The 21,561-nt window shown below is 69.1% G+C and carries 13 protein-coding genes and 3 pseudogenes; 4 read left to right on the top strand and 12 right to left on the bottom strand.

Going from position 1 to position 21,561, the window contains the following annotated elements; genetic code table 11:
- Positions 1-2,283: 2,283 nt before the first annotated feature.
- Both ABD794_RS01220 and ABD794_RS01215 read right to left on the bottom strand, forming a co-directional pair.
- On the bottom strand, positions 2,284-2,652 hold the full coding sequence (locus ABD794_RS01220) for a hypothetical protein (protein WP_344960431.1): 369 nt from the start codon (positions 2,650-2,652) through the stop codon (positions 2,284-2,286).
- A gap of 635 nt (positions 2,653-3,287) precedes the next feature.
- The gene (locus ABD794_RS01215) at positions 3,288-4,157 is read right to left on the bottom strand and encodes a hypothetical protein (RefSeq protein WP_344960430.1); all 870 of its coding nucleotides are present in this window, start codon (positions 4,155-4,157) and stop codon (positions 3,288-3,290) included.
- Between ABD794_RS01215 and ABD794_RS01210 the strand changes: the two genes are divergently transcribed.
- Entirely contained in the window at positions 4,150-4,320 is a 171-nt protein-coding gene (locus tag ABD794_RS01210; protein WP_344960429.1) for a hypothetical protein, read from the top strand. The genes ABD794_RS01215 and ABD794_RS01210 overlap by 8 nt on opposite strands.
- Before the next feature lie 436 nt (positions 4,321-4,756).
- Here the strand turns inward: ABD794_RS01210 and ABD794_RS18470 are convergent, their stop codons facing one another.
- Positions 4,757-5,296 (bottom strand): hypothetical protein, encoded by a 540-nt coding sequence (locus ABD794_RS18470; protein WP_425585898.1) that lies wholly within the window; start codon positions 5,294-5,296, stop codon positions 4,757-4,759.
- On the opposite strand from ABD794_RS18470, the gene ABD794_RS01205 reads away from it, so the two are divergent.
- Positions 5,255-5,395, top strand: a complete 141-nt coding sequence (locus tag ABD794_RS01205) for a hypothetical protein (protein WP_344960428.1) — start codon at positions 5,255-5,257, stop codon at positions 5,393-5,395. The two genes, ABD794_RS18470 and ABD794_RS01205, sit on opposite strands and share 42 nt — an antisense overlap.
- A 93-nt stretch (positions 5,396-5,488) precedes the next feature.
- On the opposite strand, the gene ABD794_RS01200 is transcribed toward ABD794_RS01205, so the two are convergent.
- The 9 genes and pseudogenes from ABD794_RS01200 to ABD794_RS18455 all read right to left on the bottom strand — a co-directional run.
- Complete coding sequence (locus tag ABD794_RS01200) at positions 5,489-5,671, bottom strand: hypothetical protein (RefSeq protein ID WP_344960427.1); 183 nt, start codon at positions 5,669-5,671, stop codon at positions 5,489-5,491.
- 4 nt (positions 5,672-5,675) lie between these two features.
- Complete coding sequence (locus ABD794_RS01195) at positions 5,676-5,903, bottom strand: hypothetical protein (protein WP_344960425.1); 228 nt, start codon at positions 5,901-5,903, stop codon at positions 5,676-5,678.
- Positions 5,904-7,995: 2,092 nt separating this feature from the next.
- A pseudogene (locus ABD794_RS01190) lies at positions 7,996-8,535 on the bottom strand (condensation domain-containing protein); the annotation flags it as partial.
- Between the two features lie 101 nt (positions 8,536-8,636).
- Positions 8,637-9,578, bottom strand: a complete 942-nt coding sequence (locus tag ABD794_RS01185) for a TauD/TfdA family dioxygenase (protein ID WP_344960423.1) — start codon at positions 9,576-9,578, stop codon at positions 8,637-8,639.
- Between the two features lie 83 nt (positions 9,579-9,661).
- The gene (locus ABD794_RS01180) at positions 9,662-12,886 is read right to left on the bottom strand and encodes a non-ribosomal peptide synthetase (protein WP_425585896.1); all 3,225 of its coding nucleotides are present in this window, start codon (positions 12,884-12,886) and stop codon (positions 9,662-9,664) included.
- A gap of 40 nt (positions 12,887-12,926) precedes the next feature.
- A pseudogene (locus ABD794_RS18465) lies at positions 12,927-17,198 on the bottom strand (amino acid adenylation domain-containing protein); the annotation flags it as partial.
- Positions 17,120-17,785: an AMP-binding protein gene (locus ABD794_RS18460; protein WP_425585897.1), complete on the bottom strand. Its 666-nt coding sequence runs from the start codon at positions 17,783-17,785 to the stop codon at positions 17,120-17,122. The pseudogene ABD794_RS18465 and the gene ABD794_RS18460, both read right to left, overlap by 79 nt.
- Positions 17,760-18,005, bottom strand: coding sequence for a hypothetical protein (locus ABD794_RS01165; protein WP_344960421.1), 246 nt, complete (start codon positions 18,003-18,005; stop codon positions 17,760-17,762). Before ABD794_RS01165 ends, ABD794_RS18460 begins: the two co-directional genes overlap by 26 nt.
- 584 nt (positions 18,006-18,589) lie before the next feature.
- Positions 18,590-19,198 (bottom strand): annotated as a pseudogene (locus tag ABD794_RS18455) (condensation domain-containing protein); the annotation flags it as partial.
- A gap of 675 nt (positions 19,199-19,873) precedes the next feature.
- Between ABD794_RS18455 and ABD794_RS18450 the strand changes: the two are divergent.
- A complete protein-coding gene (locus tag ABD794_RS18450) occupies positions 19,874-20,278 on the top strand; it encodes a condensation domain-containing protein (protein WP_425585895.1) in 405 nt (134 codons plus the stop codon).
- Positions 20,190-21,561, top strand: a 1,372-nt coding sequence (locus ABD794_RS01150; protein ID WP_425585894.1) for a condensation domain-containing protein, incomplete at its 3' end; no start/stop codon positions are given. The genes ABD794_RS18450 and ABD794_RS01150, both read left to right, overlap by 89 nt.

Raw genomic sequence — 21,561 nt, 5'->3', positions numbered from 1 at the left:
GCATTCCGCTGCCCCCCCCGCCATGTCTGAATCCACCTCTTGTTTGCTGTTTGCTGATCGATCGCGACGATCTCGGGTCGTGGGGTGTCTCGTTGAGTCCCGCCTCCTGAGTCGCGTCGCGGGCGCCCTGTCTGGTACTTTCAGATGATTCGCCCTTTAGCCATTACCTTGGGGTAGGGTTGTGCCGTATCTGGACATTTAGACATGAGAATTACTTGTATATTGATCCCAGAGTGCTCCCGGTGTGGTTATCATAGGAAAGATTCGCGCCGATAAGGTGGATGGGAGGTGGGCACTGGTGCACCCTTACCATTCAGCCTTTCACGGTGTTCCTAAGATCTTACGTTTCGTCCCGCTGTTCTCCGCTATTCCCGCTTTCCCGACCACGGCCTGTAGCCGCTCCCCTATCCCTCCGTCCCTTTCCGTCTTCCCTCCCCGCTAACCGGCATTCACGATTCCCCCCAGCTTGATCGTGAATCCTTTTCCTCCGGCTTCTCCCCCCAGTCTTGATGACGTCCCAATCAGCGGAGCTTGGATCCTCCCCACACACAGCAGTGCATCACGCTTCGCCCCCCTTTCTCCAAACCTCTCCGTCCCCGGCTCGGGGTGCGGTCTCCTCGCAGCCGCACCGCAATTCAATCGACTAACTCTCGCACCCGCCCTCGCTTCGCCCCTCCTCCAAGCTCTCCCCAGGGAGGGCAAGGGACATGTGGTAGGGCGACACTCTGAAGGCTTTCACCGCAGGCGGATCAAGCGTGAGCCGACCCTGGCCGCTCCAGTTGTATTGTAACTTCGGTTCGCTTTTTCGTTCTTTTCTTCTCTCCCATACTCATCCCCCGACTTTCCTCCCTCCGCTCTACGATTTCTCATCCCCCTTTCACTTATCATGATAACAAATTCAACACACCTGCCCCTCCCCGTCCCTCTCTCCGCACCTCTCCCACCCCGACAGCCTCGTTCTCTCCCTTCATTTGTTATTATGGCCTATCCTGTCGCCTTATGTCTCTCCCCCCCTAGCCCTACCTATCCTTTTGCTCCCTCCTTCCATATTCCCCCTCCCTCCCCTCAAATTTCTTCTCCTCCCCTCTCCCCGCGCCCCCCACCCCTACCATTCTGGCGTTTCCTGTCTCCTTCACCTTCGCTCCCTCTTCCGTTACCCCGGACCCACTGGTATCGTGTCCGGCACCCCCCCCGCCCCCCCCCCCCCCCCCCACCCCCTTCTACCGCATCCTTCACGCCCAACCTTCGTTCAACCCCCCCTGTGCTGGGGGTGTTTCGGTGGGCTGTTGTGTCGAAGTCGCTCGTTCTCTAGTGTAACGATTCGGGCTTGGTTTTTGGGGTGGTTGAGCGGTCTTGGTGTTGTTTGGGGTGTTGTCGATCTCGTTAGTCTTTTTTGTGTTCTCGGTTATGTCGAGGTTTTGTACCAGTGTGCGCTTGTTTGCGTTTTCGCGTGTTCGGTGATCTCGTTGTGGGATAATCTGTGTGTTGTGCCTCGATGGGGGGTTCGCGGGAGTATTGCTTGGTTGTTTGTCGTGGTCTTGGTATGGTCTTTCAGGTGTTCGTTGTGTGAACTTTGGGTGGGCGTGTCGGGATGTTCGGGGTGGGTTGTTTACGGTGGTGTGGGTGTATTTGCTATTTGCTTTGAGGGTTCGCATTGAGTTTGCTATGGTTGGTTATTTTTTGTGATTGGTTGATTGGTCTGTGGTGTGGGGTCTTGGTCTCGTGATTGTGGGTGTCATTGTTATTCTTCTTTGGTTGAGTTGTGTGGCTTTCGCGTTTTCTCGTCCTGTGTGTGGTTCGTCGTGGGAGGGTTTTAGTTTCGGGTGGGTCGGCGTGTCTCTGGTGGCTGATCGCGCTTCGGTAGGGCGTGTGGGCGCTGGTAGGTGGGGGTGTGTCGCTGGGAGGTTTGGGTTGGTCGCGTTTGGTTCGGGAGGACGGGTTTGGATGGTATGTTTTTCGTGTCCGTCGGGGGTGTGGAGGTGCTCGCTGGGGGTCGATCGGCGGGTCGGGGGGTTGTGTGGGCGGGTGCCGCCCGCTCGTTCAACTCACTCGTAGAGTAACGACCCGCATCCACGCCGAGACGACCGCCACCGCATCCGGCGCACTCCTGCACCCGCGCCTCGAACACACCGACGCCGTACTCCCCGGCACCCCCACCACCGAGCTACAGACCCCACACGCCCACCACCCCATGAGACGCTCTACTGCTCACTCAGCATCATTCCGACAGCAGACCGACGAGCGACGCGCCGGTCGGCGTCCTCGACCAGCCCGCCACAGCCGTCAGGAGCCGTACAGAGTCGTCGAGGAGTCGCGTCCGCGTCGCGCGCGGGTGCAGCTGTCGGTGTCTGTGTAGTCGAGACGCAGCAGCGCAGCCGTGGGCCGTGGGACGACGACGAGGTTCAGCGGTAGTGGCGCTTGTCGTAGGCGGTGGCTGCGCGTGGGTGACCCGCAGCCGGTGGCCTCGATCCACGGCCGGTGGTGGCGGTCGGCGCAGTATGTTCTCGAAGCGACGACGGTGTCGAACAGGTTGCCCGGGCCCCGCCGCCCGCGCTGGATCTCCGTCATGCCCAGGTGCTGGTGGGAGCATGGCAGGGCACCCTGTTCGGCCTGACGCGTGCGGCGAGATCCGCTCCACGTGTCTGCGTCCACTCCCGCTACCCGGACGGAACGGTGATGAATGACAGAGCCGATCAGAGCTCTCTCGATACCATGTGAATCTCGGCGTAAGCGTCCCGTAGTATGCGGCACGGCACAACGAGATCCACGTCGTCCGTGCCCGGTCATCCGGTCCGACGAGCACACCCCACGCACATACTGCACCAGCGTGTTGAGGTCACGCCGTCCCGGCGAGACCTGACGTGTGCTATCGTGGAGTGCCGCCCTGTCGTCCCCGCGTCGAGTGTGTGACAGCACAGCCGCTCGGGCAGGGGCGCGGAGCCCGTTTCGTGGCGGGTGCGGACGGCCAGGTACGTCGTTCGGCCCCTGCCATCGTCCCCGGCTCCAGCGGTCCCACGCCGCCGTCCGGTCCTGCTCCGCGAGCCAGTGTCAGGTAGTGCGCGGTAGTGCGTCGTCCTGGGCAGGGCGGAGTCGTCCCCTCCGGACGCGTAGAGCCGTGTACAGCGTCGAGGAGTTCATTGAATGTGGATGGGGTCGAGGACCAGCGTCCGTGAGGATGTGGTGCTGGGTGACGACCAGTGGAGTGGCGTTCGCCGCCCAGGCGCACCAGGGCGAACCGCATGAGCGGCGCCGCGACAGGTCGAAGCGCGCCGCGGCCCGCTCGGCGGTCAGGAAGTCGTCCAGTGCGGCATCGGCATCGGCATCGGGGAGTGCGGACAGATCACGTCCTGCCAGGGAGCTCGGTGCCGTCCTCGATGATCTGGACCGTCGGTCGAGGCCCTCGTGTGGAACGCCCGCCGCAGGTTTTGTGTGGCGTTCCAGCATGCGCTGTCCCCGCGCGCCCGCAGGGCCTTGCGTCCACGGAGCCGTCGAGGCGCAGCGCCATCTGGACGGTGTAGACGTTCGTGTGGCCCGTGCTGGTCGGCGAGGGAGTGGAAGAGCATCCCTTCCTGGAGCGGCGACAGGGCCAGACGTCGGCCAGTTCGGGTGGTGGTCCTCGAGTCGGGCGATCTGCCGGTGGGTGAGTCGACGAGTCGAGTCGCTGGGGGTGCGGCCGCGGGCGCGGGGCTCTCGGCGTGTGCGCCGATGGCGGCGAGCGCGGCCAGCCAGGCGTCGGCGAGGTCCTGGACGGCGTCGCGGGTGAGGCGGGCCTCGGGCCCGGTGAAGGTGGCGCTCAGCTCGGAGCCGTCGGAGGAGTCGACGGTGACGGCGTTGATCATCAGCGGGTGCGGGGCCCGCCATGCGCGGGTCCAGGGCCGCCGAGCGACGGTTGCCGGGGACCTGCTGCCAGTCCACGGCCGGTTTGTGTCGGCGCCCCTGGAGGGCACGGTGAAGCGGCCGACGTGTAGTTGACAGGAGACCTGGGGACCGCGAGTTGGGCGAGGGCCGGTGGCGGTCTCCGGGTTGAGGTGGCGCAGCAGTCCGTAGGCGAATCCGTTGTCGGGGACGGCGCGGAGCGTGCTCCTTGACCTGTTGCAGGCGGCCGCGGCCGACCGCGGGCCCGCCGGTGCGGAGGTCGGTGGCCGGGACGTGTTCACGGTCGAGCCGGACCGCGCCGTGCTGGTGAACCAGCCGACGGTACGGGGCGGTGTCGGCGCCGACGAAGGCGTCCTGCCGGCCGTGGCCCTCCAGTTCGACGAGGGTGGCGGTGTGGCGGGGGTCGTCGGTGCCGGGCGGCGAGGGCGACGGCGAGCCCGGTGAGGCAGCACCTCGTTGGTGGTGGAGTGGCAGCGTGTGGCGGGCACCCGGGCCCAGCATAGTGCCTCGGTGAGTCCGGCCGGGACGGTGACGCGCAACGAGGCCAGCGTAGTCGGCGGTGTCGCGCGCGGGCCGGCCGTCGGCGTCGGGCGCGCCCGGAGGCGCGTTCGGGCCGGGACAGCATCTCGGTCCACTGCGGCAGTGTCGTGGTGGACCGGTCTTCCCGGCGCAGTTCCGTGAGCTTGCGGGCGCCATTGCCGGAACGAGGTGCCGACCGGCGCCAACTCCGGCTTCTTCCCGCGAGTACAGCGTTGCCCGCGGCGGCGAGGTCGGGTGAGGCAGGATGCGCCAGGAGACGCCTGTCCACCACCAGTATGCATAGGATCGTCAGCAGCAACCGGCACGGCTCTACGGGGCCGTTGTCGAACCAGACGGCCTGCTAGCATGACCGCGTCGCGCGGCGCCCAGCCGGTCCCGTGCCTGTTGCCGCGTGGTGGACGAGGAGTTCGCGTGCCGGCGCTCGTCGTCGAGACCGGCGGTCGCTCCACCCGGTGAGGTGGCGGCTCGACACAGCGCGGCACCGTGCCGTGCGGGTAGCGTCTGAGCGCCCAGCCTGCGCCGCCCTGCACATCGCCTTCCGCGTCCGCCCTCGTCCTGCCGCACGATGCGGGCCCGCAGCATGTCTCGTGGTGGTCGACGAGCGCCTGCAGTAGCGCCTCGCCGAGGCCGTGCGCGACCGATGCCGGCCGGCACCTGCACCAGCATGGACTGGTGGAGTGCGTCGAAGGGGTGGGCCGGGTTCGAGGAGCCAGTGCATCACGGGTGTCAGAGGCACCGGGCCGGTGCCGTCGTCCGTCTCCGGCGCGTCGCGCCGGCGTCCGTCAACGGCCGCACCCTGCGGCCAGCGCCTCGGGTGTCTGGTGCTGAAGACGTCGCGGTGCGAGAGGTCGAGGCCGTGCTCGCGGGCCCGGGTGACCAGGACGATGGAGCTGATGCTGTCGCCGCCGAGGGCGAAGAACCGTCGTCGACGCCGACCCGGCCGGCGTCGATGCGAGGACGTCGGCGAAGAGGGCGGTGAGTGCTTCTCCAGCGGGGTGCGGGAGCGCGGGCGGGGGTCGTGCGGGTGTAGTGGGTGGGCGGGCAGGGCTTGTGTCCAGCTTCCCGTGGGGCGTCAGGGGCAGCGTGTCCACGACCACCACGGCCGACGCACCATGTACTCGGGCAGCCGGGCGGCGACGGCCTGCTTGACCCGGCCCGCGTCGACGGGGCCGTCGGGCACGACATAGCCGACCAGGCGCCGGTCGCCCGGCCGGTCCTCACGATCACGGCCGCGGCGCTCGTCACGCCGGGGCACGCGCTCAACGCCGCCCGATCTCGCCGAGTTCGATGCGGAAGCCCCGCAGCTTCACCTGGTCGTCGGCACGGCCCAGGAACTGCAAGCGTTCCGTCGGCGTTCGCACAGCACCAGGTCGCCGGTGCGATACATGCGGGACCCGGCGGGCCCGTACGTGTCGGCGACGAAGCGCTCCGCGGTCAGCCCCGGCCGGCTTCAGATAGCCGCGCGCGGACAACCGGCCCCGGGTCACTACAGCTCCCACTAACGGGCACCCCGGAGGCACCGGGGACAGCCCGCCTGTCCAGGACGTAACGTCCGCACGTTGGCGACTCGGACGGCCGATCGGCGTCACGACGACCAGCCGACGGCGACCTCGCTCAACGTCGCGCACACCGTGGTCCTCCGTCGGAACCGTAGAGGCGTTGAACAACGGCCGCCGCGCGACCACGTTCCCGAGCTCCGGCACCGAGGGCCTCAGTCCGCCGACGATTCAGCGTCATCCCTCTCGGCAATCCGCCTCCTCGACAGCACCCTCAGCACCACCGTGACGGTAGCCGCGTGTGCAGTGGGGTTGTTCATTACCCTCGTTCGCTCCGCCCAGGAGTTTCTGAGGAGGTCCGGGCCGGGCGTGTAAGCGGCGTCTCCAGGCGTCTCCAGTACGGCGCGGCGCCGTCAGCGGGGCCGGTGCACAGAACTCCGACTGCGGCACGTCTTTCGGAGCTTGTAGCGACAGTAACGCAGCACTCCTGCAGAGCCGGGGCCTGAATTCCCCCACCGCTCGCTCTGCGCGAGCGGCGAAGTTGGCCATCCCCGTTGTCTGGACGGTGACTGCCCTTGGGGGTGCCGGTCGACCCCGAGGTGTAGACGACGTACTCCGGGTGCTGTCTTGGATCCTGGGCGGTGACCCCGGTCTGCGTCGTGAGGTCGGACGCTCTCAGACTCCCCGCAGGCGCTCTCCGGACCCGCGGGGTCGTCGAGGACGACGACGGCCGTGTCCGTCCTGCTTCCGGCAGGATGCCGGCTGGTGGCCGAGTGGCCAGGACGAGGCCGGGGCGGGCGTCCCGGCATCATGAAGCGGATTGCGGTTCGGGCCAGGTGTAGGATGGTTGTCCAGCGGCAGATAGGCGTGTCGCCCGTCTTGAGCACGGGCGAGCAGTCGCGGTTAGACAGTTCGGGGACCGGGGTAATGCCAGGGCTACGATTCCTCTCGGGGCCAGACGCCTCTGCTCGACCATCTATACCGGGCTATCGCCGTTGGCGCGGGCCGTTGGCTCCGCATACGAGATGTGGACGCCGTCTAGCTATGAGGGGCACTCGCGTCGGGCGGTGCAGGCACGCCGCGTGCGCCTGGACAGCATCGTCTACGTCCCCGGCACGTGCTGTGCGTGTCGGTTCCACTCGTCAGAGGCGAGCCTAGCCGCTCGTCGTCCGACATCAGGTCCGAACGACCCGACGCGCCGACTTCCGGTTCCGGCGCACCGCGCTTGAGAATGCGGGATCCGGCCGCTCGGCCATGGCGGTGACCGTTGCCGTGGATCGAACAGGTCGGGTGCGGTAGAGAGATCACGCCGTTTGTACTCCCGCCGCGCGCCGTCGGCGTCCTGCCGGTTCGGCGAAGTCTGGACGGACAGATCCATACCCGGGCGCACTGGAGGCCGGGTACGGTCTGGGGTGGACGGCGTCATGAGCCCGACTCCGGTCCGGCGCGGGTGCCCGGGGGTGTTGTTGTGTGAAGGCCACAATGACCTGGAAGAGCTGAGTGATGGGCCCCAGGACCAGTGATCTGGATTGACGCGGTGCACTCGTCGAGGGCTCCGAAGGGGAATGCCTCCTGGTGGTGGGCGTTAAGTCTTGAGTGTTCGGTCTTCGGCGAGACATGCAACGGGTCTCAAGAGATTTCACGTGAACCGAAGGTCGGGTCGCCGGACAGTTCGGGCGCATTGACCGGGTGTTTGACGCAGGAAAGCCGATCAAAAGGTCGTCGAGCTCCTCCTCAACCACTCCCCGCGACCGGCCGTGTTCCGATGCGGGATTTCCGTCCCGGCGCCGAGGCGGTGTCAAGCGCACGCCCATAGCGTGCCTGCAATCAACCATGAACCACCCAGTCGTTCCTCGCGGGAGTCGGGGCCATGACGGTCATCGCCGCGGTGCAGCTCGGCGTCGATCTGCACCGATAACACCAACCGCGCCGCCGCGTTGCCTGGCCTGCCTCCGGGGGGGGTTAGGGGCGGTTCGTTGGGCAGTGTTCGAAGGCTTCTCCGGAGCCGCTGCCAAGGCCACTGGCTTCCATAGCCTAACTGGGCTGCGAGGCAGGCTGCTCCGGTCTTCCCTACCTCCGCAGCCCCCAGCAACTCGCGCTGCCACAGGGTGTAGTCCGCGTACTGGACCGGCAACGGCTCCCAGTCCGGGGCCCGCCCCGCGCACCGGGCCGCGTACGCCGCGCTCAGATCACGGGACAGCGGGCCCATCGACCAGCCGTCCCCCGCGATGTGATGGATCACCAGCACCAGAACGTGCTCGTCCACGGCGTCGGCGACGGTGAACAGGGCTGCGCGGACGGGCAGTTCGGAGGCCAGGTCGAAGGAGTACCGCACGGCGCGGTCCACCGCGTCCGCGAGCTCCGCCTCGGCAACCGTCCCGGTCTCGACCACCGGCCGCGCCTCGGCGACCGGACGGATGTCCTGGTACGGCTGCCCGTCCACATCAGGGAACACCGTCCGCAGCGCCTCGTGCCGCGCCACCACATCACCCAGCGCCGCCCGCAACGCCTCCGCGTCCAGCGCACCGGACAGACGCAGGACCACCGGCACGTTGTACGTCGGGCTCGGACCCTCGAAGCGGTACAGGAACCACAACCGACGCTGCGCAAACGACAACGGCACCATTTTTCTCGCGTTCCCCTCTGTCACAGCAGCAGCTCTAGCGCCGGTCTGTCCCCGCGCGATGTGGATACGGCTCCGGATCCGTATCCGGAAGGCTCACGTCACCCGGACATGGCCACCAGGACGCGGCGCGGTCCCGTGTACGGGCGGCGGCCGTGCGCCACGGCCACGTTGTCGATCAGCAGCAGATCGCCGTCGTGCCAGTCCACGTCCACGGCCGAGGCGAGGCCGTTGTCGCGTACGTGCGCCACGTACGCGTCGGGAATGGGAGTGCCGTCGGCGAACGTCACCGACTGCGGCAGCTCGTCCTCCGGCATCAGCTCGGAGAGCATCGTCGCGGTGTCGGCGTCGAGGCCGGCGAGGTGCCACTGGTCGAACTGGTTGAACCAGACCTCGTCGCCGGTGACCGGATGCCGCACCGTGGCGGGGCGCAGCTGCGTGAGCCGGATGCCGCCGTCCGCCTTCCATTCCCAGGTGACGTCGGCGTCCGCGAGGTGCGCCTCGACCTCGTCCTTGTCGGAGGTCTCGAAGGTGTCCTGCCAGCTCCTGCCGAAGCCGGCCCCGCTGTGCAGGTTCTGCGTGTAGCGGATCCCCTTGCCGAAGGCGGCCCTGACCTCCTCGTCCAGCGAGTTCAGCCACAGCGTGCCGTCGACCACCGGGGTGGCGCCTCCGGTGGCGGGCTGCCGCTCGCAGTAGAAGGCGAGCCGGGACGGCCAACGGCGGGCGTAGGACAGCTCGTTGTGCATCGAGATGGTGAACTCGGCCGGATACTCGGTCGAGGTGTAGACGTTGCTGCCCACCTTGGTGCGGGGCGAGTTGCCGTGGATGTACGAGAGGCGGTTCGGCAGCATCAGGTCGAGCGCCGAGTCGACCTGCTCCTTCGACGTGCCGAAGCCGCGGAAGACGAGGGCCTTCTTCGCGAGCAGCAGCTCGGCTGTGCCCGCCGTGTCGCCGATCGCCGCCAGCAGACCCTCGTGGTTCGCCGTCACCCCCGCGGTGTCCGGCGTCACCACATGAGGCGTCCAGTCGCTCGACTCGCTCACGCCAATTCTCCTCTGTTCCCTGTGCCTTCCGGCGCTACGGATGGTCCGGCTCGTTCTGCTCCCGGCCGCCGGCCGGGCCCCGCTCATGTCGTCCCGCGCGGCCGCGGCCGCAGCTTGGGCCTGGCCCTCCCCGGGCTCGTGAGGTTCTCGGCCAGCTCCGCCACCGTCGGCCTGGTGAAGACCGTCCGCAGGTCGACCTCCGCGCCGATGACCGTGCGGATGCGCCCGACGAGGCGCGTGGCCAGCAGCGAATGGCCGCCCAGATCGAAGAAGTTGTCGTCGATGCCGACCGACTCCAGGCCGAGGACCTCGGCGAAGAGCACGGCGAGCGCCTCTTCACGGCCGTTCCGCGGCGCCCGGCCGGAGGTGCCGACGGTACGGTCGGGCGCGGGCAGTGCCTTGCGGTCGAGTTTCCCGTTGGGCGTCAACGGCAGCCCGTCGAGCGAGACGACGGCCGTGGGCACCATGTACTCGGGCAGACGCCGGCCCAACTGCGCCCGCACCTCGTGCTGGTCGAGGGCCACGCCCTCCCCGGTCACCGCGTAGCCCACCAGACGGTGGTCACCGGGCCGGTCCTCACGGATCACGACAGCAGCACTCACCACACCCGGACAGGCCGCCAACGCCGCCTCGACCTCACCCAGTTCGATACGGAAGCCACGCAGCTTGACCTGATCGTCCGTACGCCCCAGATAGCGCAGAGTACCGTCCACGTTCCACGACGCCCGGTCACCCGTGCGATACATCCGCGCACCCGCCCGACCGTACGGATCCGCCGTGAACCGCTCCGCCGTCAGACCCGGCCGCTTCAGATACCCACGCGCCAGACCCGCACCCGCCAGATACAACTCACCCACCACACCCGGCGGCACCGGACGCAACCCCGAATCCAGCACATACACCCGCGTGTTCGCGATCGGACGACCGATCGGCGGGGCGATGTGGGGGTCGCCGTCCGCGGTGCACGGGTGGTACGTGACGTCGACCGTCGCCTCCGTCGGCCCGTACAGGTTGTGGAGATGCGCGGGCAGCACCGCGTGGAAGCGCGTCACCAGACGGGCGGGCAGCGCCTCGCCACTGCAGAACACCCGCCGCAGGGACGTGCAGCGCGCGGCCGACGGTTCGTTCAGGAACGCGTCGAGCATCGACGGCACGAAGTGCGCCGTGGTGACGCCCTCGCTCTCCACGAGTCCGGCCAGGTAGCGGGCGTCCTTGTGCCCGTCGGGCTTCGCCAGGACCAGGGTCGCGCCCTGGATCAGCGGCCAGAAGAACTCCCATACGGAAACGTCGAATCCGGCCGGTGTCTTCTGCAGCACCCGGTCGTCGGCCCCGAGACCGTACTCGGACTGCATCCAGCGCAGGCGGTTGACGACTCCGGAGTGCGGGACGGTGACGCCCTTGGGGGTGCCGGTGGAGCCCGAGGTGTAGATGACGTACGCCGGGTGGGCGGGGTCGGGTGCCGTGGCCGGATCGGTCGCGTCGAGCCCGGCCAACCGGCCCTGGACGGCGGGCTCGTCGAGGTAGAGCGCGGACGTCCCGTCCGCCCACAGGCCGTCGGTGGCCGTACGCGTCAGGACGAGGGTCGGACGGGCGTCCTCGACCATGAACCGGATCCGCTCCACCGGATACCCGGTGTCGATCGGCAGATACGCAGCCCCCGCCTTGAGCACCGCGAGCAGCGCCACGACCAACTCCGGCGAACGGGGCAGCGCGAGCGCGACGATGTGCTCGGGGCCCACGCCTCGCTCGGACAGCAGCCGGGCGAGACGGTTGGCACGGGCGTCGAGCTCGGCGTACGTGACGTGCACGCCGTCGGCGATCAGGGCGGTCGCACCCGGAGCGGCCTCGGCCCGGGCCCGGAACAGCTCGGGCACGGTGGCGGAGGGCACGGGCGTGGCCGTGTCGTTCCACTCCTCCAGCACCCGGTGCCGCTCGTCCTCGGACAGGACGTCGAGCGCGCCGACGTGCTGGGAAGGATCGGTCACGACCGTGCGCAGCACCCGCAGCAGCCGCTCCACCAGAGCGGCCACCGTGGCCTGCTCGAACAGATCGGTGCGGTACGCGACCGATCCGACGATCCCGTCCGGGGACCCGTCCCCGCCGTGCCGCTCGGCCAGGTGGACCGTCAGATCCATCCGCGCGGCCCCGATACGGGCCTCCTGCGGGGTCGCCTTCGCACCGGCGAAGGAGAGCTCGCCACGCGGGTTGCTGTTGAAGGCGAGCATGACCTGGAAGAGCGGGTGATGGGCCAGGGACCGCGTCGGGTTGAGCGCCTCGACGAGACTCTCGAAGGGCACGTCCTGATGGGCGTACGCGTTCAGGTCCGTCTCGCGGACGCGGTCCAGGAGTTCGGCGAAGGTCGGATCGCCGGACAGATCGGTGCGCAGAACGAGGGTGTTGACGAAGAAGCCGACCAGATCGTCGAGCTCCTCCTCACCACGACCCGCCACCGGCGTACCGATCGGAATGTCCACCCCCGCCCCGAGACGGTGCAACAGCACACCCAGAGCGGCCTGCAACACCATGAACACCGTCGTCTGCCGCGACCGCGCCAGCCCGATCAGCGCCCGGTGCAGCTCGGCGTCCACCCGCACCGGAACCGCACCGCCGTCGTTCCCGGCCTGCTCCGGATACGGACGGTCCGTCGGCAGCTCCAGACGCTCCGGAATCCCCGCCAGGGCCTCGCGCCAGTAACCGACCTGCGCGGCGAGCAGGCTCTCCGGGTCGTTCTCGTCGCCGAGAAGCCGGTTCTGCCACAGGGTGTAGTCCGCGTACTGGACCGGCAACGGCGTCCACGCCGGGGCCCGGCCCGCGAGCCGCGCGGCGTAGGCCGCGCTCAGGTCGCGGGACAGCGGGCCCATCGACCAGCCGTCCCCGGCGATGTGGTGGATCACCAGGACCAGCATGTGATCCTGCTCGCCGACGGTGAACAGCGAGGCCCTGAGGGGCAGTTCGGTCGCCAGGTCGAAGGGGTGGCGAACGGCGCGGTCCACCGCGGCCGCCAGCTCCCCCTCGCCGAGCGACTCGACGGCCACCTCGGGCCGGACCTCGGCGGCCGGACGGACGTGCTGGTACGGCCGGCCGTCCGCCTCCGGGAAGACCGTGCGCAGGGCCTCGTGCCGCGCCATCACATCGCCCAGCGCCGCCCGCAGCGCCTCCGCGTCCAGCGCACCGGAGATACGGAGCACCGCGGCGCCGTTGTACGTCGGGCTGGGACCCTCCAGCCGGTACAGGAACCACAGCCGGCGCTGCGCGGACGACAGCGGCATCCGCTCCGGACGCGCCGCGGGCAGGATCGGCGGGCGCACGGCGGTACTGCCGCCGAGCAGCCGGGCCAGGCCCCCCCACCGTGGGCGATTCGAAGAACGCCTTGATGCCGAGTTGCGCGCCCATCGCGCTGCGGATGCGGCCGATGACCCGGGCGGCCAGCAGGGAGTGCCCGCCGAGGTCGAAGAAGTCGTCGTCGACGCCGACGCGTTCGGGGTCGATGCCGAGGACCTCGGCGAACAGTCCGGTGAGGATCTCCTCGCGCGGGCCGCGCGGCGGCTTCTCCGGCCGGTCGTCGGTGCCGCCGCCGGTGTCGGCGGTGTAGTCGGGGGCGGGCAGGGCCTTGCGGTCCAGCTTCCCGTTGGAGGTCAGCGGCAGCCCGTCGAGGACGACGACCGCGGACGGCACCATGTACTCCGGCAGCCGCTCCGCCAGCCGGTCCCGTACCTCGGCGACGTCGACGCTTCCGCCGGCCTCCGGGACGACGTAGCCGACCAGACGGCGGTCCCCCCTCCTGCTCCTCGCGCACCACCGCGGCCGCCCGCGCCACCCGGGCGCAGCCGGTCAACGCCGCCTCGATCTCGCCGAGTTCGATGCGGAAGCCGCGCAGCTTGACCTGGTCGTCGGCGCGGCCCAGGAAGACGAGGGTGCCGTCGTCGTTCCAGCGCGCCAGGTCGCCGGTGCGGTACATCCGGGACCCGGCGGGCCCGTACGGGTCGGCGACGAACCGCAGGCCGGTCAGTCCGGGCCGCCGCAGATAGCCCCGCGCCAGGCACACGCCCGCCACGTACAGCTCGCCGGGCACGCCGGGCGGCACCGGGCGCAGGCCCGCGTCCAGCACGTACACCCGGGTGTTGGCCATCGGGCGCCCGATCGGGACCGGGCCGTCCGGCAGTTCGTCGCCCGGCTCGATCCTGAACTCGGTGCAGTTCACCGTGGCCTCGGTCGGGCCGTACACGTTCAGGACGGTCACGTCCGGGTGCCCGGTGCGCCACTTCCGCAGCGTCTCCCCGAGCAGGGCCTCACCGCCGAGCAGCAGTTCCTTGCGCGGGGACACCTCCTCGGGAAGACCATCGAGCAGAGCCAGGTGGCTGGGCGTGGCCTTGAGGAAGTCGCAGCCGAGGGAACGTATCTCCTCGTTGTCCTCGACGCCGCCGCCCTTCAGCTCCGCGAGGACCACGCGGCCGCCCGAGACGAGCGGGGTGAAGAGCGCGGTGATCGAGAGGTCGAAGGACAGGGACGTGTGCAGCAGCGCCGTCCCCCGGGCCCCCGTGTAGCGGCGGCGGGTGTCGCGCAGGTAGTCGACCACCGCCTCGTGCGGGACGGTGACGCCCTTGGGGGTGCCGGTGGAGCCGGAGGTGTAGATGACGTACGCGGGGTGGGCGGGGTCGGGTGCCGTGGCCGGGTCGGTCGCGTCGAGCCCGGCCAACCGGCCCTGGAGGGCGGGGTCGTCGAGGAAGACGGCCGGGGTGTCGTCGGACCAGAGGCCGGCGGCGGTGGTGTGGGTCAGAACGAGGGTGGGGCGGGCGTCCTGGACCATGAAGCGGATGCGGTCGACCGGATACTCGGTGTCGATCGGCAGGTACGCCGCGCCCGCCTTGAGCACCGCGAGCAGCGCGACGATCAGTTCCGGTGAGCGGGGCAGGGCGAGGGCGACGATGTGCTCGGGGCCCACGCCGCGCTCGGCCAGCATCCGGGCGAGACGGTTGGCGCCGGCGTTGAGGTCCGCGTACGTGACGTGCACGCCGTCGGCGACGAGGGCGGTGGCGTCCGGCGTTGCCCGAACCTGGGCCTCGAACAGCTCCGGGAGCGTGCCGGGCGGGGCGGACACAACGGTGTCGTTCCACTCCGTGAGGAGGCGGTGCCGCTCGTCCTCGGACAGGACGCCGACCGCGCCGACGTGCTGGGCGGGATCGGCCACGACCGTGCGCAGCACCCGCAGCAGCCGCTCTGCCAGAGCGGTCACCGTGGCCTGCTCGAACAGGTCGGTGCGGTAGGTGATCACACCGCCGATCCCGTCGGGGACACCGTCCTCGCCCTGCCGCTCGGCCATGTTGACCGTGAGGTCCATGCGGGCCGCCTGAACATCGGCGAACTCGCGCACGGCGTCCACCGCCGGGAAGTCCACGCTGGTGGGCGGCGTGTTGTTGAAAGCCAGGGTCACCTGGAAGAGGGGGTGGTGCGCGAGGGACCGTGTCGGGTTGACCGCCTCGACGAGGCTCTCGAAGGGCACGTCCTGGTGGGCGTAGGCGCTGAGGTTCGTCTCGCGGACGCGGTCGAGGAGTTCGGCGAAGGTGGGGTCGCCGGAGAGGTCGGTGCGCAGGACGAGGGTGTTGACGAAGAAGCCGACCAGGTCGTCGAGTTCCTCCTCGTCGCGGCCCGCGACCGGGGTGCCGATGGGGATGTCGGTTCCGGCGCCGAGGCGGTGCAGGAGCACGCCCAGGGCGGCCTGCAACACCATGAACACCGTCGTCTGGCGGGAGCGCGCGCCAGGGCGGTCAGGGCCTGGTGCAGTTCGGCGTCGATCTGGACCGGGATGGATGCGCCGTCGTATCCGGCCTGTTCGGGGTAAGGGTGGTCGGTGGGGAGGTCGATGCGGTCGGGGAGGCCGGCGAGGGTCTGTTTCCAGTAGCCGAGTTGTGTGGTGAGGAGGCTGTCGGGGTTGTTTTCGTGGCCGAGGAGTTGGTGTTGCCAGAGGGTGTAGTCGGCGTACTGGACCGGCAGGGGTTCCCATTGCGGGGCCTGGCCGGTGGTGCGGGCGGTGTAGGCGGTGCCGAGGTCGTGGGCGAGGGGGCCCATGGACCAGCCGTCCCCGGCGATGTGATGGATGACCAGGACCAGGACGTGTTCCTGGTCGCCGGTGTTGAAGAGGGCGGCGCGGAGGGGGAGTTCGGTGGCGAGGTCGAAGGAGTACCGCACCGTGCGGTCCACCGCGGCCGCCAGGTCCGTGACCGTTTCGACGGTCACCACCGGCCGCGCCTCGGCGGCGGGACGGATGTCCTGGTAGGGCTGGCCGTCCACGTCGGGGAAGACCGTCCGCAACGCTTCGTGGCGTGCGATCACATCGTGGAGCGCGGCCCGCAGGGCATCGGTGTCCAGGGCCCGGGACAGGCGCAGGACGACCGGCACGTTGTACGTCGCGCTGGGGCCCTCCAGACGGTGCAGGAACCACAGGCGGCGCTGGGCGAACGAGAGCGGTATCCGCTCCGGCCGCACCCCCGGCACCAGCGCCGGCCGCTCGACAGGGCTCGTCGCCGCTTCCACCGCCCGGGCCAGAGCAGCCACCGTCGGAGCGGAGAACAGATCCCGGATCGCCAGATCCGCCCCGACCGCGGCGCGGACGCGGCCGATCAGGCGCATCGCCAGGAGCGAGTGCCCGCCGAGCTCGAAGAAGCTGTCGTCGACACCGACCTGGTCCAGACCCAGGACCTCCGCGAACAGACCGGCCAGGATCTCCTCCCGCGCACCCCGCGGCGCCCGCGATGACAGAACCGTATAGGCCGGCGCAGGCAGGGCCTTACGGTCCAGCTTCCCATTCGGCATCAACGGCAACGCATCCACGACCACGACAGCCGACGGCACCATGTACTCCGGCAACCGCCCACCCAGACGACCACGAACCACCGCCGGGTCAACATCACCCACGACATAGCCGACCAGACGCCGGTCTCCCGGCCGGTCCTCGCGAATCAGGGCAGCCGCACTGACCACACCGGGGCAGGCCGCCAACGCGGCCTCGACCTCGCCGAGTTCGATACGGAAGCCCCGCAGCTTCACCTGGTCGTCCACACGCCCCAGGAACTGCAACGTGCCATCGGCATTCCAGCGCACCAGGTCACCGGTGCGATACATGCGGGAACCAGCAGGACCATAGGGGTCCGCCACGAACCGTCCCGCCGTCAGCCCCGGCCGGTTCAGATACCCACGCGCAACACCGGCCCCCGCCACATACAACTCACCGGGAACTCCTGGGGGTACCGGGGTGAGTCCGGCGTCGAGTACGTAGGTGCGGGCGTTGGGGATCGGGTGGCCGATGGGAGGGGTGGTGGCTCCGGAGAGGGGCTTGCTCATGGTGGCGCAGACGGTTGTCTCGGAGGGGCCGTATGCGTTGATCATCTGTCGGCCGGCGGACCAGCGTTCGACGGTGTCGGGGCCGCATGCCTCACCTGCGACGACCAGTGTCATCGCCTGTGGAATGCGTGTCGCGTCCATGACGCTCAGTGCGGACGGGGGCAGCGTGCAGTGTGTGACCGCCGGCGCTCGGTCAGGAGCCGTCAGCGCGTCATCCCGGGCGAGATGCTCGGCGTCGGCCACCACGAGTGTTCCGCCGGAGAGGAGGGCGGTGAAGATTTCCGTGCGGCGTGCGCTCGAAGCTCGGTGAGGCGCAAATTGCGAGTACGCGAGCTACCCGGGCCGATCAGCCCCTGGCCCTCGAGCAGGGACGAGATTGACCAACCCGTGTGGTGGGTCACCACGCCCTTCGGCACACCCGTGGAACCCGACTGTATATATGACGTACGCCGCATGCTGCCGAGCCGGTGCGCAATCAGCCGAGTCGCGCGTCGTCGAGGTCCGCTGCGGGACAGGGTCTCTCGACCACCGCATCGTCCACGGACGACAGCAGGGCATTCGCCGGCAGCTCCGCAGCGTGCGCCGCGGAGGCGAGTCACCAGCACCACGCCGGCCGCGAGTCCTGGAGCATGAAGCGTACCCGCTCCGCCGGGATAGTCGCGTCCACCGGCAGATACGCCGCACCCCGCCTTGCACACCGCAAGCACCGCGACCACCAGTTCCGGCGACCGCGGAAACGCCAGAGCCACAACTGCTCCGGCCCCACACCCCGCTCCACCAGCAGACCGCGCCAAACGATTCGCCCGCGCGTTCAACTCACCGTAGGAGTAAACGACACCGCCATCACCCGAGACGACCGCCAACCGCATCCGGCGCCTCCGCAACCCGCGCCTCGAACACACCGGACGCCGTACCCTCCGGCACCCCCACCACCGAGCCGCTGCTCCACACCCCCACCACACGCTCACGCTCATCAGCCGACAGCAGGCTGATGGAACCGATCGGCTGCTCCGGGCGGGCATCAGCCATCCGCTCCAGGAAGAGCAGGAATCGTGCGACGTGGGCGTCCAGTTCCTCCTGGCTGTACATGCGGTCGTTGGGCGTCGAAGTACACCTCGATTCCGCCGTCGCGCGCGCCTTCGTGGAAGGCGACGGAGAAGTCGTCGGTGTAACGCTGCGGAGGCTGCTCGCTTTCGCGGGTGGCCGCCGAAGTTGAGTCGTATGTCGAATGCCATGACATTGACGACGGGACCGTAGGGGAGGCTTTCCCCGGACATCCAGGTGAGTTCCCGGCGCAGGTCCTCCATGCGGTACCGGCTGTGCCGGGAGGCGCGGGTCGTCTGGGCCCAGACCTGCTTCGCCAGTTTGGACAGCGGCAGTTCCGGCCGCACCGTGACGTGCAGCGGACGACGTTGACGGTCATTCCCGGGTATTGCGCTCGACCTCGTCCAGACGGCCGGACACGGAGTCCGCACGGATATGCGCTTTCGGTGACGCCACCGACGTAATGCGGCCGTTGCGACCACTGCCGAGTACCGACCAGCTGACGCCGAGTCGGGTGGCGGCGGAACGCAGCTGATCCGAAAGGGAGGCGCTGAGCGCGATCGCCTACGAGAATTCCTCTCCGGCCTGCTGTAGGGACGACCGGAAAGGCTCACCGGGTCGGGTGCACCGCGCAGACGCTTGAGCCAGTACCGGCGGTCGGCTTCGTACTCCTCCGAATCCCGATAACGTCCGTCGCGTTCCAGCAGGTTATGGAACGAAGGAAGCGGAGTGCCGCCGTCCGGCTGGCCCGCCGCCATGTCCGAGTAGACCTGGGCGGTGCGCCGGGTGATCAGCGCGGAACTCCAGGCGTCCATGACGACGTGGTGATAACGGCTGTACAGAATGTGGAGGTTCGGGCCGACTGTGAGCAGTGCGGGCGCATACAGCGGCCCCTGCGCGAGGTCGAATGAGGTGTCCATGTCCGACCGCATCCACGCCTCGGCAGCCGCGTTCGGATCCATTTGTCCGGTGAAGTCCAGCCGCCGAACGGGCACGTGGCCGGCGCTGAGGGTCTGCATCGGACCGTCCGGACCTTCGGCAATGGCGAGCCGCAGAGCCTCTGCTTCTTCGAGGACAATCCGGTGCGCTTTCTCGAGAATGTCCGGATCGACCGGTCCGTGAATCTCGACGCGCTCACCGACGTTGTAGACCGAGCCGCCGGGGCCCAGGGAAGCGGCGAACCAGACTCCCAACTGGGCGGCGGTCAAAGGCCATTGTTCATCCAGTAGATCCGGCACTCCAGGCCCCCCCGCAGCGACTTGCACTCACCCGCGGTCACTCGCCGGAACTTCCTGCATGGTTACACATCGCGCCATGCCGCGGCACACGGTCCCACAGGCGTTGTCAGTGTGGCACCCGGGGTTCGGCGGGCGATGACCCCGACCGTGTTGAATGCGCCACAACGCGAGTGGTCCCGATCCGCCCTACGTGGTGTCAAAACGGGCTCTGAGCTGGGCGGTTCGATGAGACGGCAGGCATCGCGGGTGACAGGTTCCAGCCGCTGTAGTAGCGTCTGGCCAGGCTCAGCGCCGCGTGGCCGAGAAGGACTTTCAGCACGGGGAGAGCGAAGCCGTGGAAAGACTTTCTCGGGGGGAGAACTCACAGGCATGCCAGGATCATTGGAGGGCTGTCGCCCCTTGCCGATCGGGCGAGCCGTCCGAGGTGACTTCCTTTCCGAATGCCTTGGTCCGTACCGACGGTACGCATCCCGGCCTTCCTTTCATGCGCGACTGCGCAGGACATTTGCGACCGGTGTGTGCCGAGCGGAGATGATCGGTTCTCCGCAGTTCCCCGAGCCGACCCGGAAGTCGGCGGCCGGCCGGCCGCGGCGCCCGGTGCCGGTGGAGTGATAGCGGGCCTTTCCTGGGCCGGTCCGACACGAATAGCGCCCGAGTACGGAGAGTGGATCAGCCATGTCGCATGAGCTCGAGGACGTCTGGCCGCTGTCGCCGCTGCAGGAAGGGCTGGTCTACCACGCCCTTCTCGACGGCGAGGGACCGGATGTCTACGCCGTACAGCTGATCCTCGACTTCGAGGGCGCCGTGGACGCCGGGGCCCTGCGCGCCGCCGGTCAGGCCCTCCTCGACCGGCATGCGAATCTGCGAGCCGCGTTCTGGATCGACGACCTCGACCAGCCGGTCCAGGTCGTCGCGCGAGACGTCGAGCTGCCCCTGGGAAGAGCTCGACCTCTCCCGTCTGCCCGCCGCGGAAGCCGAAGCCGAACTGCGGGTGTTCGCCGACGCCGAGCGGGTCCGGCGGTTCGACCTCGAACGCCCGCCGCTGCTGCGCATGGCGCTGATCAGGCACCGAGGCGGTGAGGGCGCGGCCGACCGCAGCCGGCTGGTCATCACCCAGCACCATGTGCTCGTCGACGGCTGGTCGGCGCCCCTCATGGTGCGCGAACTGCTCGCCCTGTACGACGCCAAGGGGGACGACAGCGTCCTTCCTCCCGTCACGCCCTACCGCGAATACCTGGTCTGGCTCTCCGAGCAGGACCGTGACGGCGCACGCGAAGCCTGGACCGCCGCACTCGCCGGTGCGGAGCCCACCCTGCTGGCCGCTCCGGCCGCTGCCGCGGTCCCCGACGGCACGGCACCGGCCTTGCCGGAAAGCTTCGTCACCCATCTCCCGCAGGAGACCACGGCGACGCTCCAGGCCCAGGCCCGTCGGCTGGGCGTGACCCTCAACACGCTGGTGCAGTGTGCGTGGGGTGTGCTCGTCGGCCGGATGACCGGGCAGGACGACGTGGTCTTCGGTGCCGTGGTCTCGGGACGGACACCCGAGGTCCCCGGTATCGAGAGCATGATCGGCCTGTTCATCAATACCGTTCCCGTGCGGGTGCGGATGGACGCGGGGGACACGTGGGCCGACCTGGCCGCGCGGGTCCACAGTGAGCAGGGTGCCCTGCTGCCGCACCAGCACCTGGGCCTGACCGAGATCCAGCGGGCCGCCGGTCTCGGCGACGCGTTCGACACGGTCGTGGCCGTCGAGAACTTCCCCGCCGACCGCGGCACCTCCGCCGACCGCCGGCCGGCCGGCCTCCGGATCGCGGCCACGGAAGGCCGCGACGCCACCCACTACCCGCTGAGCCTGGCCGTCGCCCCCGGCGATGTCCTCAAGCTCCGCCTCGACTACCGCACCGACCGCTTCGATCACGATGCCGTCACCGCCGTCGCCGGACGCCTGGTCCGCCTGCTGACGGCTGTGGCCGAGGATGCCGATCGGCGGGTCGGCTCGGTCGGTCTGCTGTCGGCTGATGAGCGTGAGCGTGTGGTGGGGGTGTGGAGCAGCGGCTCGGTGGTGGGGGTGCCGGAGGGTACGGCGTCCGGTGTGTTCGAGGCGCGGGTTGCGGAGGCGCCGGATGCGGTGGCGGTCGTCTCGGGTGATGGCAGTGTCGTTTACTCCTACGGTGAGTTGAACGCGCGGGCGAATCGTTTGGCGCGGCTGCTGGTGGAGCGGGGTGTGGGGCCGGAGCAGTTGGTGGCTCTGGCGTTGCCACGGTCACCGGAACTGATTGTTGCGGTACTTGCGGTGTGGAAGGCGGGGGCCGCGTATCTGCCGATCGACACCGACTATCCGGTGGAGCGGATCCGCTTCATGC

The sequence above is a fragment of the Streptomyces thioluteus genome, assembly GCF_039535865.1.
The sequence above is the reverse complement of the archived record's forward strand: the minus strand, read 5'-3'. Positions and strand labels throughout refer to the sequence as shown.

What these genes read in the sequence shown, in the direction of transcription:
- ABD794_RS18460 (WP_425585897.1), bottom strand. Translation starts at nt 17,785, where the DNA reads ATGCGGTTGGCGGTCGTCTCGGGTGATGGCGGTGTCGTTTACTCCTAC.
- ABD794_RS18450 (WP_425585895.1), top strand. Translation starts at nt 19,874, where the DNA reads ATGTCGCATGAGCTCGAGGACGTCTGGCCGCTGTCGCCGCTGCAGGAA.
- ABD794_RS01165 (WP_344960421.1), bottom strand. Translation starts at nt 18,005, where the DNA reads ATGTACAGCCAGGAGGAACTGGACGCCCACGTCGCACGATTCCTGCTC.